This is a genomic window from Paramicrobacterium fandaimingii (assembly GCF_011751745.2).
In the GTDB taxonomy this organism is placed as follows: Bacteria; Actinomycetota; Actinomycetes; order Actinomycetales; family Microbacteriaceae; genus Paramicrobacterium; species Paramicrobacterium fandaimingii.
In genome coordinates, this window is record NZ_CP061170.1 from 1643042 (window position 1) to 1656050 (window position 13009).

Annotated in this window: 16 protein-coding genes; 6 read left to right on the forward strand and 10 right to left on the reverse strand. The window is 61.2% G+C overall.

Going from position 1 to position 13009, the window contains the following annotated elements:
* Nucleotides 1-27: 27 nt before the first annotated feature.
* Complete coding sequence (locus HCR84_RS07990; protein WP_235940843.1) at nucleotides 28-732, forward strand: 3'-5' exonuclease; 705 nt, start codon at nucleotides 28-30, stop codon at nucleotides 730-732.
* Between the two features lie 94 nt (nucleotides 733-826).
* Here HCR84_RS07990 and HCR84_RS07995 read toward each other — a convergent pair whose 3' ends face one another.
* Nucleotides 827-1075, reverse strand: coding sequence for a type B 50S ribosomal protein L31 (locus tag HCR84_RS07995; protein ID WP_166983555.1), 249 nt, complete (start codon nucleotides 1073-1075; stop codon nucleotides 827-829).
* Between the two features lie 111 nt (nucleotides 1076-1186).
* A complete protein-coding gene (locus HCR84_RS08000; RefSeq protein ID WP_166983556.1) occupies nucleotides 1187-1969 on the reverse strand; it encodes an ABC transporter ATP-binding protein in 783 nt (260 codons plus the stop codon).
* A 106-nt stretch (nucleotides 1970-2075) separates the two neighbouring features.
* Between HCR84_RS08000 and serB the strand changes: the two genes are divergently transcribed.
* A complete protein-coding gene (gene serB, locus HCR84_RS08005) occupies nucleotides 2076-2741 on the forward strand; it encodes a phosphoserine phosphatase SerB (RefSeq protein WP_166983557.1) in 666 nt (221 codons plus the stop codon).
* Nucleotides 2742-2765: 24 nt separating this feature from the next.
* Here serB and fabG read toward each other — a convergent pair whose 3' ends face one another.
* Nucleotides 2766-3476, reverse strand: a complete 711-nt coding sequence (gene fabG / locus HCR84_RS08010; protein WP_166983558.1) for a 3-oxoacyl-ACP reductase FabG — start codon at nucleotides 3474-3476, stop codon at nucleotides 2766-2768.
* A gap of 73 nt (nucleotides 3477-3549) precedes the next feature.
* Here fabG and HCR84_RS08015 point away from each other — a divergent pair, with 73 nt between their 5' ends.
* The 3 genes from HCR84_RS08015 to HCR84_RS08020 are packed head-to-tail and all read left to right on the forward strand — an operon-like array spanning nucleotide 3550 to nucleotide 4933.
* On the forward strand, nucleotides 3550-3870 hold the full coding sequence (locus tag HCR84_RS08015; RefSeq protein WP_166983559.1) for a DUF3099 domain-containing protein: 321 nt from the start codon (nucleotides 3550-3552) through the stop codon (nucleotides 3868-3870).
* Nucleotides 3867-4091, forward strand: a complete 225-nt coding sequence (locus tag HCR84_RS17630; RefSeq protein ID WP_166983560.1) for a hypothetical protein — start codon at nucleotides 3867-3869, stop codon at nucleotides 4089-4091. The genes HCR84_RS08015 and HCR84_RS17630 overlap by 4 nt, the downstream gene beginning before the upstream one ends.
* Complete coding sequence (locus HCR84_RS08020) at nucleotides 4088-4933, forward strand: SURF1 family cytochrome oxidase biogenesis protein (RefSeq protein ID WP_166983561.1); 846 nt, start codon at nucleotides 4088-4090, stop codon at nucleotides 4931-4933. The genes HCR84_RS17630 and HCR84_RS08020 overlap by 4 nt, the downstream gene beginning before the upstream one ends.
* Nucleotides 4934-4935: 2 nt before the next feature.
* Here the strand turns inward: HCR84_RS08020 and HCR84_RS08025 are convergent, their stop codons facing one another.
* The 6 genes from HCR84_RS08025 to sufB form a co-directional block, all read right to left on the reverse strand.
* Nucleotides 4936-6534, reverse strand: a complete 1599-nt coding sequence (locus tag HCR84_RS08025; protein ID WP_166983562.1) for an ABC-F family ATP-binding cassette domain-containing protein — start codon at nucleotides 6532-6534, stop codon at nucleotides 4936-4938.
* A gap of 99 nt (nucleotides 6535-6633) precedes the next feature.
* A complete protein-coding gene (locus tag HCR84_RS08030) occupies nucleotides 6634-6963 on the reverse strand; it encodes a metal-sulfur cluster assembly factor (protein ID WP_166983563.1) in 330 nt (109 codons plus the stop codon).
* Nucleotides 6964-6967: 4 nt separating this feature from the next.
* Nucleotides 6968-7732, reverse strand: a complete 765-nt coding sequence (sufC, locus tag HCR84_RS08035) for a Fe-S cluster assembly ATPase SufC (RefSeq protein WP_166983564.1) — start codon at nucleotides 7730-7732, stop codon at nucleotides 6968-6970.
* A gap of 3 nt (nucleotides 7733-7735) precedes the next feature.
* On the reverse strand, nucleotides 7736-8062 hold the full coding sequence (locus HCR84_RS08040; protein ID WP_166983565.1) for a non-heme iron oxygenase ferredoxin subunit: 327 nt from the start codon (nucleotides 8060-8062) through the stop codon (nucleotides 7736-7738).
* Nucleotide 8063: 1 nt separating this feature from the next.
* Nucleotides 8064-9272, reverse strand: a complete 1209-nt coding sequence (gene sufD / locus HCR84_RS08045) for a Fe-S cluster assembly protein SufD (RefSeq protein WP_166983566.1) — start codon at nucleotides 9270-9272, stop codon at nucleotides 8064-8066.
* 2 nt (nucleotides 9273-9274) lie between these two features.
* Entirely contained in the window at nucleotides 9275-10693 is a 1419-nt protein-coding gene (gene sufB / locus HCR84_RS08050) for a Fe-S cluster assembly protein SufB (protein WP_166983567.1), read from the reverse strand.
* A gap of 267 nt (nucleotides 10694-10960) precedes the next feature.
* Between sufB and HCR84_RS08055 the strand changes: the two genes are divergently transcribed.
* The gene (locus tag HCR84_RS08055; RefSeq protein WP_235940844.1) at nucleotides 10961-11935 is read left to right on the forward strand and encodes a COX15/CtaA family protein; all 975 of its coding nucleotides are present in this window, start codon (nucleotides 10961-10963) and stop codon (nucleotides 11933-11935) included.
* A 12-nt stretch (nucleotides 11936-11947) separates the two neighbouring features.
* Here HCR84_RS08055 and HCR84_RS08060 read toward each other — a convergent pair whose 3' ends face one another.
* A complete protein-coding gene (locus HCR84_RS08060; RefSeq protein WP_166983568.1) occupies nucleotides 11948-12868 on the reverse strand; it encodes a heme o synthase in 921 nt (306 codons plus the stop codon).
* Nucleotides 12869-13009: the final 141 nt, after the last annotated feature.

Consider the following 13009-nt stretch of genomic DNA (forward strand, 5'->3'; position numbering starts at 1 on the left):
GTCAGTGGTGAGTCATAGGGTGTGAGCGTGATTATCAACAAGGGTCATTGGTCAGAGTCCGTCGGCGTGTTCGATCTCGAGACGACGGGAATCGATGTTGCGACAAGTCGCATCGTGAGTGCGAACGTCAGCATGCTCGATGGTGACGGAAACATCGTCTCCCGCACGGATTGGCTCGCTGACCCAGGCATTCCCATTCCTGAGCAGGCGTCGAACATCCACGGCATCACGACGGCACGGGCGCAGGCAGAAGGGCGACCGTCACTGGAGGTTGTGACAGAGATCAGCGCGGCACTCCGCACGGTGTTCGCGACGGGTGCTGCCGTCGTTGTCTACAACGCGCCATACGATCTGAGTTTGCTTCGGCACGAGGCTCTCCGTCACGGCATAGAGCCGATTGCGGCGCCGCGCCCCGTCATCGACCCGCTCGTTATCGACAAAGCCGTTGATCGGTACCGCAAGGGAAAGCGCACACTCGACGTCGTCGCGGCGCATTACGGTGTCGAACTGCTTGATGCTCACGATGCGTCCTCTGACGCGATTGCCGCCGGCCGAGTGGCACAGGCGCTTGCGCGCAGGTACCCGGAGGCTCTCTCTCTCGATGTCGCCGAGCTTCACGATATGCAGGTCGGCTGGTGCTCGACTCAGGCGCAGAGCTTTCAAACGTACATGCGCACGAAGAAGGGACGTCTCGATTTCACCGCGTCGGGCGAATGGCCTCTCCGCATGTGAGGCGTTGCCCGTGCCTGACCCGGCACATCAACGCACGAGCGCCGAGAAAGGGGCCCGTTTCCGACTGGAACGGGCCCCTCTCGTCGTGCGGCTTTTACTTGCCGAAGTTCTTGAAGCGCTGGTTGAACTTCTCGACGCGTCCGGCCGAGTCGAGGATGCGCTGCTTGCCCGTGTAGAACGGGTGTGACTCCGACGAGATCTCGACGTCGATAACCGGGTACGTCTCGCCGTCGAGTTCGATCGTCTTTTCGCTCGACACGGTGGAACGCGTGAGGAACGTCGCGCCCGATGCAAGGTCGCGGAATACGACGGGTGCGTACTCGGGGTGAATGGCAGTCTTCATAAGGATTCCTTCGTCGTACAGAGATCAGATGCTCGTCTGCCGCGAGATAAACGCAGACAGAGAAGTCCGGGGCTTGCGCCGACTAACAACCTTAGCAGATTTCAGAAGAACTCATCGCGCCCGCGCGGCAAAGCGGCCGTCACTGTCGGTGAGCTCGATCGTCATATCGAACGTTTCGCTCAAGGTCTCTGATGTGAGGGCCTCGGCGAGTGGACCCGCAGAAACGATGCGTCCCTCTCGCAGCAGCAGGGCGTGTGTGATTCCTGTGGGAATCTCCTCGACATGGTGCGTGACCATCACAATCGCGGGGGCATCTGTCGCCTGCGCGTAGCCGCTGAGAAGCGCGAGAAGCTCTTCTCGCGCCCCGAGATCAAGGCTCGCGGCTGGTTCATCAAGAAGCAGCATCTCCGGGTCGGTCATCACTCCCCTGGCGATCTGCGTGCGCTTCTGCTCACCATCGCTCAGGGTGCCGAAGCGGCGATCGGCAAGGTGATCGAGACGCCATTCGGCGAGAACGCGGTGTGCTCGCTTCTCGTCGATTCCTTCGTATGCTTCGTTCCATCGCCCGGTGACCGAATACGCCGCTGTCATCACGACGTTGAGAACCGTTTCGTCGAACGGAATTCGCTTTGCCATCGCGCTTGACGCGAATCCGATGCGCGGACGAAGCTCGAAGACGTCAACACGGCCGAGCGTCTCGTCGAGAATCGAAACCTCTCCACGCGTCGGATACATGAGCGTTGACGCCAGCTGCAGCAGCGTCGTCTTACCTGCCCCGTTTGGACCGAGGATCACCCAGCGCTCTGAAGCATCCACTCTCCAGTCGACGCTGTCGAGAATTGCTGTGTCGTTGCGAATGACAGTGACATCGGTGAAATCAAGAACCGTCGACATATCCCCAGCCTAACGGTCGCCGAAGCCGCCCGTGCGCCGAGATCACCCGTGTCGTGCCATGATCGATGTGTACAGCTCGCACCAGGCCGAAGGAGTACGTCGCAGCATGCCGCGCCGCGAAACCGATGTCCCCGCCGCACGTTTCCTCGTCGTGCTTGACGCCGACTCCACGCTCATCCAGGACGAGGCGATCGAGCTTCTCGCGCACGAGTCAGGGTCGGCCGCTCAGGTGGCGGCGGTGACGGAGCGCGCAATGCGTGGCGAGCTTGATTTCGCCGAGAGTCTCCGAGAGCGCGTTGCGACTCTCGAGGGAATTTCGGATGCTGTCTTCGCCCGAGTCTCCGATCGGATGCGGCCAACGCCCGGCGCTTCCGAGCTCATTGGAGCGGTTCATCGCGCAGGTGGCCGCATCGGCGTCGTCTCCGGTGGATTTCACGAACTGCTCGACCCCGTCGCCGCGCGACTCGAGGTTGATGTCTGGCGGGCAAATCGGCTCGTCGTCGCTGAGGGGCGCGTGACGGGTCACGTCGACGGTGACATCGTCGACGCCGAGACGAAGGCGGCAACGCTGCGCGAATGGGCCGAGCAGGCGGGCGTACCGCTTTGTCGCACGATTGCCATCGGCGATGGCGCCAACGATCTGCGCATGATGGAAGCCGCCGCTCTGAGCATCGCGTTCAACGCCAAGCCCGCCGTCCGCACGGCCGCAGACGTCGCGTTGCAGCGCGTCGATCTCAGCGACGTGCTGCCGCTGCTCGGACTTCGCGGCTGAGAGATACGCGAGTCTGAACGGGGTTCAGTGCCCCATTCCGAGGCCGCCGTCCACAGGGATGACGGCTCCCGAGATGTACGCTGCATCGTCGCCGGCGAGCCAGGTGACAACGCGTGCGACCTCTCCGACCTGAGCAAATCGACCGGCGGGAATGCTCTTCTTGTACTCGGCCTGCGTCGCTTCAGGCAGCTCGGCCGTCATGTCGGTTTGAATGAACCCGGGAGCGACGACGTTCGCAGTGATTGCTCGGGCGCCGAGCTCACGCGTGATCGAGCGAGCCATGCCGACAAGGCCGGCCTTTGACGACGCATAATTCACCTGCCCGGCGGAGCCGTAGAGTCCAACGACGCTCGAGATCAGAATGATGCGACCAAAGCGCGCCTTCAGCATTCCCTTCGACGCTCGCTTGACCACGCGGAACGCTCCGCCGAGGTTTGTGCTCATGACGTCGTCGAAGTCGTCATCGCTCATGCGCATGAGCAGCGTGTCGCGCGTGATTCCAGCGTTCGCGACGACAACTTCGACGGGGCCGAGCTTCTCCTCGATCTCACTGAAAGCGGCGTCGATGCTGGCGGAATCCGTGACGTCCGCACGCACGGTCACCGTACCGGTCGGCCCTTCGCCGGAACGAGCCGTCACAGCGACGTTGTGGCCCTCGCTCACAAACTGCTCGGCGATCGCGTACCCGATGCCTCTGTTGCCCCCGGTCACGAGAACGGTGCGCTGGGTTGTCATTGATGTCCAATCCGATCGGTTGCGAACATGAGGTGTCAGGTTACGAGCATACAAAAGTCGTATTCTTGATGTGATGAAAAAGGCCACGATCACGAGCCTCGGAATGACGCCCGAGCAGGAACGGCACCGCCGAGTCGTCAAGTACTCGGTGGCGATGGGCATCCGTATGGTCTGCGTCGTTCTCATGCTCTTCGCCCACGGCTGGTGGCTGCTCGTGTGCGCGATCGGTGCCATCGCTCTGCCGTACTTCGCCGTCGTCATTGCGAACACACCCGTGCGCACGCGGGCCTCTGTTGAGACCCCGGGGGGTGTCGTCGTGGTGCGTCCAACGGACGAAAGCGACGAACCGTTGAGAGGCCAGCACGGCAACGGTCAGAATCGTGAGGCATCGTGATCGGAATCGGTGCTGAACCAGGTGCCCATGAATGTTCGCGAGCAGGATGCCGGCTGACGGCGACGTGGCGAATCGGTTGGCGTAACCCGCGCATCCACGCGGCCGACCGCGAGAAAGTGTGGCTGGCCTGCGATGAGCACGTCGACTATCTGCGCGATTTTCTCGAAGCTCGTAGCTTCCCCGTGGCTGTGGCCTCATTCGCAGAGAGACATGATCAATGACCGGCACGTGGACCTTCGCCTTCAGCTGGCGCTGGGTCGGTTATCTGTCCGTTGCCATCGTGTTTGCCGTCGTCTGCGGCTTTCTCTCGAACTGGCAGGTGAGCCGACTTCACGAGAAAGAGCAGATTCAAGCTCTTGTCGACAACAACTGGAACGCCGATCCGGCACCGCTCGACACGATCATTCCTGAGCGAGACGCCTTTGACGATGCACACGAGTATCACCCCGTGACCATGACGGGCGAGTATCTCGTCGAGGACGAGGTGCTCGTTCGCAATCGACCGCGTTCCGGTAAGCCGGGGTTCGAAGTCATCACTCCCCTCAAGCTCGAATCTGGGCTGATCTTCATGGTCGATCGCGGGTGGGTCCCGACGGGAAACGCGCAAGATCTTCCCGATACCGTCCCCGCTCCCCCGAAGGGAACGGTGACGGTAACTGCCCGCGTCAAGCCGGGCGAACCAGAACTTCCGGGACGAGGAGCAAGTGAGGGACAGATCGCGACGATCCATGTGCCCGACCTCGCCTCTCGAGTGTCAGGTGAGAGCTATACCGGCGCGTACGGTCTGCTCGTCTCCGAGAGCCCTGCTCCTGTAGAGACAGCACCGCTCCCCGCGTTCGAACCCGAGGTGAACGAGGGGCTTCACGCCTCCTACGCGATCCAGTGGGTGATTTTCGCTCTTCTCGCCTTCGCCTTTCTCGCGTACGCGGTGCGGCAGGAGTACCGGCAGCGAAACGCTGACGATCCTCGGGTGCGTGAGGCTGTCGAGAAGCGAGAGCGCAAGAGGCGAGAGAAGCGAACGGATGCCGATGTCGAAGATGAGATTCTCGACACCGTCCACTGAGGCTATGCGAGTGAGATGAGTTCTGCGTAATCCTTCGTCCACAGGTCTTCGACCCCGTCGGGCATGATCAGCACGCGTTCGGGGTTGAGCGCTTCGACCGCGCCCTCATCGTGACTGACAAGGATCACCGAGCCCTCGTAATGCGCGAGGGCATCGAGAATCTCGCTGCGGCTCGCAGGATCGAGGTTGTTCGTCGGCTCGTCCAAGAGCAGCACATTCGCGCCCGAGACGACGATCATCGCGAGAGCCAGACGCGTCTTCTCCCCACCGGAGAGAACCCCCGCTGGCTTGAGCACGTCATCGCCGGTGAACAGAAATGATCCGAGCACACGGCGGGCCTCGGTCTCCGTGAGATTGGGAGATGACGACATCATGTTCTGAAGCACGCTCCGTGCCGCGTCAATTGTCTCGTGCTCCTGTGCGTAGTATCCGACGCGCAGGCCATGCCCGGCATCGATCACACCGGTATCAGGCTCATCAACTCCCGCGAGAATGCGCAGCATTGTCGTCTTTCCGGCACCGTTGAGCCCCAAAATGACGACCCGCGATCCGCGATCGATCGCAAGATCGACGGCGCTGAAAACTTCAAGCGACCCGTAGCTCTTGCTGAGACCGGAGCCCATGAGCGGAGTGCGGCCGCAGGGCGCTGGCTTCGGAAAGCGCAGCTTCGCGACCCGATCAGCCTGCCTGACCTCCTCGAGGCCCGAGAGCATCTTCTCGGCACGGGCGACCATCTGGTGGGCTGCCGCCGCCTTCGATGCCTTCGCGCCGAACTTCGCAGCCTGCTGCTGCAGGGCCGACGCCTTTTTCTCGGCGTTCGCGCGCTCTTTCTTGCGGCGTTCCTGATCCGCTTCGCGCTGGCGCTGGTAGTTTTTCCAGTTCATGTTGTAGACGTCGATCGTCGTGCGATTGGCGTCGAGGTAGAAAACGCGGTTGACGGTCTCTCCCACGATGTCGATGTCGTGGCTGATCACGATGAAGCCACCAGCGTAGCTCTTCAGAAATTCGCGCAGCCACACGACGGAATCCGCGTCGAGGTGGTTCGTCGGCTCGTCGAGGATCATCGTTCCCGCGTCGGAGAAGAGAATGCGGGCGAGCTCGATGCGGCGCCTCTGCCCGCCAGACAGCGTCTTGAGCTGTTGGTCGAGAATGCGGTCGGGAAGGTTGAGATTGCTCGCAATCGACGCGGCCTCTGCCTCGGCAGCATAGCCGCCGAGCACATTGAAGCGCTCTTCAAGTCGCGAATACTTCTTCATCGCCGCCGCACTCGTCGCTTCGTCGCTGCTGGCCATGGCATCGGTGGCCGCGCGCATACCGCTGACGAGGTCGCCGATGCCGCGGGCGTTCAACACGCGCGTGCGAGCGGTTTCCTCCGGATCGCCCGACCGCGGGTCTTGCGGGAGGTATCCCAGCTCACCCGAGCGCTCTACCGTTCCCTCATTTGCCTGCAAGTCGCCAGCAAGCACCTTGGTGAGCGTCGTCTTGCCCGCGCCGTTTCGCCCGACGAGGCCGATCTTGTCGCCGGGCTGCACACGGAAGCTGACATTCTGCATCAGCACGCGAGCTCCCACGCGAATCTCGAGGTCTCGGACGTTCAGCACAAGGTTTCCGTTCTCCCGTCATGACGGGGTGAATATTGTAAATGACAGCGTCATGGCTCGGCTCCGGGTGAGGAGCCGAGCCATGACGACGTGAAGCGATCAGATGGCGAAGCCGAGAGCGCGCATCATGTCACGACCATCGTCGGTGATGCGCTCAGGGCCCCACGGCGGCATCCACACCCAATTGATGCGGAACTGCTCGACGACGCTCTCGAGCGACTCGGCAGTTTGCTGCTCGATGACGTCTGTGAGCGGGCATCCCGCACTTGTCAACGTCATGTGGATGATCAGAGCGTCTGTCTCGTCATCCCAGCTGAGGTCGTAGATAAGCCCAAGGTCGACGATGTTGACCCCAAGCTCGGGGTCCATAACGTCCTTGAGTGCATCTTCGACCGCGTCGAACTTTTCAGGGCTGAGCGTTGTGACCATACTGTTATGATACGTACGTTTCGGTGAGGAAGCGATCATAGCCCTCGTCCTCAAGACGATCGGCCAGTTCAGAGCCGCCCTCTTCTGCAACGCGACCGTTCACAAACACGTGCACGAAGTCCGGCTTGATATAGCGAAGAATGCGCGTGTAGTGGGTGATCAGGAGAACTCCGAGTCCGGTGTTCTCCTTCGCACGGTTCACGCCCTCTGAGACGACGCGCAGCGCGTCGACGTCAAGACCGGAGTCCGTCTCATCGAGAACGGCAAACCGGGGCTTGAGCAGTTCGAGCTGAAGAATCTCATTGCGCTTCTTCTCGCCGCCGGAGAAGCCCTCATTGACGTTGCGGGCCGCGAAGCTCGAGTCCATGCGCAGGTTGTCCATGGCGCCCTTGACATCTTTCATCCACCCGCGGATGCCCGGTGCTTCACCATCGATTGCCGTCTTCGCTGTGCGCAGGAAGTTGGTGACGGTGACGCCGGGGATCTCGACCGGGTACTGCATGGCGAGAAAGAGTCCCGCGCGAGCCCGCTCGTCAACGGTCATGCTGAGAACATCTTCGCCATCGAGCGTGATGCTTCCGGAATCAACCGTGTACTTTGGGTGGCCGGCGATCGTATAGGCAAGGGTCGACTTGCCTGAACCGTTCGGGCCCATGATGGCGTGTGTTTCGCCGGTGTTGATCGTGAGGTTGACGCCCTTGAGGATGGGCTTGGTTCCCTGGTCGGTTTCGACACTGACGTGCAGGTCGCGAATCTCGATGACAGACATGGGCTAAATCTCTTTCGTTACGGTCGGGTCAATGAAGATGGAGCCGTCGACGATATCGACGGAGTACACCGGGACGGGTTCGTAAGCCGGAAGGGAGAGCGGCTTTCCCGTGGTGAGTGAGAACTGAGAGCCGTGCGCCCAGCACTCGAGGGTTCCGTCCTCGACGAAGCCTTCAGACAGTGAGATGTCACCGTGGGTGCAGGTATCGCCAATGGCGTGGACGTCGCCCGATGAATCGAGCACAACGGCCACAGGCACTCCGTCGAGCACGCAACGCTTTGCCTGGTCGACGGTCAGTTCGCTGAGTTCACAAGCTTTCAGGGATGTCACGTTAGCGTGCGTCCCCCGTGAGCTTCGTCGAGGCCAACTCCTCTTCGACAGCGCGCTCGAGGCTCTCCTGCAGCTCTGCATTGCCGATCTGCTGAATGATCTCGGTGAGGAACCCGCGAACGACGAGGCGGCGAGCCTCTTCTTCGGTGATGCCCCGCGCCTGAAGGTAGAAAAGCTGCTCATCGTCGAAACGCCCGGTTGCACTCGCGTGCCCGGCGCCGGCGATATCGCCTGTCTCGATCTCGAGGTTGGGTACGGAATCGGCGCGTGTGCCGTCTGTGAGCACGAGGTTGCGGTTCTGCTCGTAGCTGTCCGTTCCGGTTGCATCCGGACCGATCAGAACGTCGCCGATCCACACAGTGTGTGCTCCCTCGCCCTGCAGCGCACCCTTGTATGTGACTCGGCTGCGAGAGTGGGGTGCCTCGTGATGGACGTATACCTGATGCTCAAGGTGCTGACCCGCGTCTGCAAAATACAGACCGAGTGACTCGACGTTTGATCCCGGCTCAGCAAGGTGAAGCGAAGGGTTCGCCCGCACGAGGCTGCCGCCCAACGTGACAAGCACATGCTTCAGTGAGGCGTCACGGCCGATCCGGGCGAAGTGAGACGCGAGGTGAACCGCCTCGTCGTCCCACCATTGAACGCTGACGACAGTGAGGCGCGCGCCTTCGCCGACAACGATCTCGACGTTCTCCGTGAGAAGCGCGCTGCCGCTGTTCTTGAGGATCAACAGAGCCTGGCTGTTCGGCTCGGCTGTGATCACCGTGTGTGCGCCGCGAGCGGCGTTTCCGAGCGCGGAGCGCTCGACCGTGATCGTCTTTGCTTCTTCGCCAGAGATGGTGATGGCGTATGCCTTCTCCGTCTTCGACCAGGCGTTCGCAGACGGTCGTTCCTCTGGAAGAGCGGCGCTGCCGACCCGGGCATCGTTCATGTCGATCCACTCGGCGGTCACGCCGTCTGAATCTGTCGTGGCAACGGTGTACGGGGCCCCGTCGAGTTCTCCCTCGCTGAGTGAGGTGAGACGGTCGACGGGTGTGTAACGCCATTCGGCCTCGCGCCCGGTGAGCGCGGCGAAATCGTCGACGTTCGCCGACCGAAACCTCTCGGAGCGGGTCTGAAGGGGAACGAGGCCCCAGCCCCCATCTGAGTGTTCTTTGAATCCGTGCTGGCCTGGCGCTGCTGGTGTCGCTGTGGTATCTGTGACAGTCATTGTTAGCCGACGGATCCTTCCATGCCCATTTCGATGAGTTTGTTGAGCTCGAGCGCATACTCCATGGGGAGTTCGCGCGCGATCGGCTCGATGAAACCGCGCACGATCATCGCCATTGCCTCGGTCTCCTCGAGCCCGCGGCTCATGAGATAGAACAGCTGCTCTTCGCTGACCTTCGAGACCGTTGCCTCGTGGCCGAGCTGAACATCATCGACGCGGATGTCGATAGCAGGGTATGTGTCGGATCGTGAGATCGTGTCGACGAGCAGAGCGTCACAGACAACGGAATTCGATGAATGGTGCGCAGACGGGTCAACCCGAACTTCGCCGCGGTACCCTGCGCGTCCCCCGCCGCGTGCGATCGACTTCGACGTAATCGACGACTGCGTGTACGGCGCCATGTGGATCATCTTGGCACCGGCATCCTGGTGCTGCCCTGGCCCGGCGAAAGCCACCGAGAGCGTCTCGCCCTTGGCGTGCTCACCCGTGAGGTAAATCGAGGGATACTTCATCGTCACCTTGGAGCCGATGTTTCCGTCGACCCATTCCATCGTCGCGCCCTCTTCGGCGATGGCGCGCTTTGTGACGAGGTTGTAGACGTTGTTCGACCAGTTCTGAATCGTCGTGTAGCGAACGCGAGCATTCTTCTTCACAACGATTTCGACGACAGCGGAGTGCAGCGAGTCGCTCTTGTAGATCGGCGCAGTGCAACCCTCGATGTAGTGGACGTAGCTGCCTTCGTCCGCGATGATCAGTGTGCGCTCGAACTGCCCCATGTTCTCGGTGTTGATGCGGAAGTAAGCCTGGAGCGGAATGTCAACGTGCACGCCTGGCGGCACATAGACGAAGGAACCGCCAGACCACACAGCCGTATTCAGCGCAGCGAACTTGTTGTCGCCGGAGGGAATGACCGTTCCGTAGTACTCCTCGAAGAACTCGGGGTGTTCGCGCAGAGCGGTGTCGGTGTCCATGAAAATGACGCCCTGCTGCTCAAGGTCTTCGCGAATCTGGTGGTACACGACCTCGGACTCGTACTGCGCGGCAACGCCGGCGACGAGGCGCGAGCGCTCGGCCTCGGGGATACCCAGACGCTCGTACGTATTCTTGATGTCGTCGGGCAGGTCCTCCCACGACGTCGCTTGCTTCTCCGTTGAACGGACGAAGTACTTGATGTTCTCGAAGTCGATTTCCGAGAGGTCGGCGCCCCACGTCGGCATCGGCTTGCGCTCAAAGAGCTTGAGAGCCTTAAGTCGGCGTTTCAGCATCCATTCGGGCTCACTCTTCAGGCCCGAGATGTTGGAGACGACTTCGGTGTTCAGGCCTCGACGGGCCGAAGCACCAGCGGCGTCCGAATCGCTCCAACCGAACTCGTAAACACCAAGGTTTTCAAGTTCAGGGCGGTCGATCAGAACATCTGACATATCTACCTCTCTTGAACCGCTAAGAAACAGGATCTCTGTTCACGGCTTTACCTGCGCATTCTCGAAAGCTGAATGCGAGGAAATGTGGTCCGCGTCGGCGTGAACCTACAATTGTTCATATGCAATCGAATCTGCGTTTGGCACACGCCAATTTCGGGTTGGTTACTTGAACAATGCAATTCTACAGGTTGTGTCGGCGAAAATGTGAGGTACACAGACGACACGAAGCCGGGGCGTCCCCGACAGGTATGAGTGAAGGAACCCGCAGTGAGCCGTGTGACATCAGAACATGAGGCCGAAAGCCGCGACGCGGCACCGAGAAACGCGGTTGCACGTTTCTGGGCGTGGCTGCCGAGCAGCGCTGACGACAAGCGCGTTCGGGTAGCGGTGTGGCTCAACGTCATCTTTCAAACGGTGCTTGTCGGCACCGGTGGTGCGGTGCGGCTGACAGCATCCGGTCTCGGGTGTCCGACGTGGCCCAAATGCACGGCCGAATCGTTCATCACGTCGCCAGAGATGGGAATTCACGGCGTCATCGAGTTCGGAAACCGAACGTTGTTCTTCGTGCTGCAGGCCATCGCAATCATTGTGCTGCTCTTCGTGATCAAGTACCGGAAGGAGCGCCGAGACCTCTTCGTGCTCGCGCTGATCCCTGCGTGTAGCGTTCTCTTTCAAGCCGGGATCGGCGGCCTGACCGTTCTGTCTGGCCTCAACCCCTACGTTGTCGGTCTGCACTTCGTGCTGAGCGTCGCGCTCGTGGTTCTTGGTGCATTGCTGGTGATGCGGGTTTATACCACGCCAGGGCCTCGTGAGCGTGTGGTTCCGCTGTGGTTTGCGCGTCTCGCCCACGTGGCGTCGTTCTTTGTTGCAGTGTCCGTCATCATCGGCATCCTGACGACGGGATCGGGCCCGCACGCGGGTGACCAAGGCGCGGCACGCAACAATCTGCCGTCCGAAGTGATGCAGCACGTTCACTCCTGGCCCGCCTACGTGATGCTCGCGCTCACACTCATCTTGTTTGTCGCTGCGTGGACGCGAGGCATCACAGCTCCGCGTGTCTGGCTGTCGTGGCTTGTCGTTGTGCAGTGCGCGCAGATTCTCATCGGTGTGGCCCAGTCTCGACTCGGGCTGCCCGGAGTGCTCGTGGGGAGCCATATGGTTCTTGCCTGCGTGCTCGCGGCGTTCATGGCCGCTGTGCTCTTCTTTCTGAAGCGGCCCATTGCGGGGCCGTCGGCCCGATAGCTCAGACGAGGATCAGAACGGCAGCAGTGGGTCGACTCCCACAGCAAGGAACAGAAGCGACAGGTAGGTGATCGACCCGTGGAAGACGCGCATCGGAGAGGCCTCTTCGTTGCGGATGGCGAGGTTGTACAGGCGGTGCGTCTCGTAGATGAACCAACCGCCGGCAACCAGCGCGATCGCTGTGTAGGTGATTCCCATGGGAGCGATCGGCACAAGCAGCAGCGAGCAGGCGACAGTCGCCCATGCGTAGAGGATCGTCTGCAGACCGACGACCGCGCGACCGCGCACCACAGCAAGCATCGGCACACCGACTTCCTTGTAATCGGAGCGGTACTTCATTGACAGCGGCCAATAATGCGGTGGCGTCCAGAGGAAGACGACGGCGAACAGAACCCACGCCTCCCAGTCAAGGGATGCTGTGACACTCGACCAGCCGATGAGCACAGGGAAGCATCCGGCGATGCCGCCCCAGATGATGTTCTGCTCGGTGCGGCGCTTCAACCAGAGCGTGTACACGCAGACGTAGAAGAAGATGGCAAGAACCGAGAGTCCCGCCGCGAGAAGGTTCGTCGTGAGGGCAAGCCAGACCGTCGAGCCAATGGCGAGCGTCCACGAGAAGACGAGCGCCTCACGCGGTGACAGTTCGCCCGTCACCAACGGGCGGTTCTCGGTGCGCTTCATGTGCCGGTCGATGTCACGGTCGATATAGCAGTTGAAGGCACCGGCCGACCCCGCGCTCATGGCACCACCGATCACCGTTGCGGCGACGAGCCACAGGTTGGGGATGCCGCCGTAGGCAAGGATCATCACGGGAACCGTTGTGACGAGAAGCAGCTCCATCACGCGAGGTTTCGTCAGTGAGAAGTAGGCGGCTGCCTTGCGTCGAAAACCGATCGTGCGTGCTTCAACTGGGGTGGGGGTGGTGACGTCCATTGCTCCTCGACTGCTGGGTTCCAGTCAATTCTAGGCCATCGCGCGTGAGAGCGATCCACGGAACAATGAGCACCCTTCACGCGTTGTCACATTTGTGCGCATGCATGGTCGGCTGTCTCTATACTGGGGGTGCTCGCCTAC

Excerpts from the sequence above, each read along its gene's own strand:
- HCR84_RS07995 (WP_166983555.1), bottom strand. The coding sequence starts at position 1,075 with ATGAAGACTGCCATTCACCCCGAGTACGCACCCGTCGTATTCCGCGAC.
- HCR84_RS08000 (WP_166983556.1), bottom strand. The coding sequence starts at position 1,969 with ATGTCGACGGTTCTTGATTTCACCGATGTCACTGTCATTCGCAACGAC.
- serB (WP_166983557.1), top strand. The coding sequence starts at position 2,076 with ATGCCGCGCCGCGAAACCGATGTCCCCGCCGCACGTTTCCTCGTCGTG.
- fabG (WP_166983558.1), bottom strand. The coding sequence starts at position 3,476 with ATGACAACCCAGCGCACCGTTCTCGTGACCGGGGGCAACAGAGGCATC.
- HCR84_RS08015 (WP_166983559.1), top strand. The coding sequence starts at position 3,550 with ATGAAAAAGGCCACGATCACGAGCCTCGGAATGACGCCCGAGCAGGAA.
- HCR84_RS08020 (WP_166983561.1), top strand. The coding sequence starts at position 4,088 with ATGACCGGCACGTGGACCTTCGCCTTCAGCTGGCGCTGGGTCGGTTAT.
- HCR84_RS08030 (WP_166983563.1), bottom strand. The coding sequence starts at position 6,963 with ATGGTCACAACGCTCAGCCCTGAAAAGTTCGACGCGGTCGAAGATGCA.
- sufC (WP_166983564.1), bottom strand. The coding sequence starts at position 7,732 with ATGTCTGTCATCGAGATTCGCGACCTGCACGTCAGTGTCGAAACCGAC.
- sufD (WP_166983566.1), bottom strand. The coding sequence starts at position 9,272 with ATGACTGTCACAGATACCACAGCGACACCAGCAGCGCCAGGCCAGCAC.
- sufB (WP_166983567.1), bottom strand. The coding sequence starts at position 10,693 with ATGTCAGATGTTCTGATCGACCGCCCTGAACTTGAAAACCTTGGTGTT.
- HCR84_RS08060 (WP_166983568.1), bottom strand. The coding sequence starts at position 12,868 with ATGGACGTCACCACCCCCACCCCAGTTGAAGCACGCACGATCGGTTTT.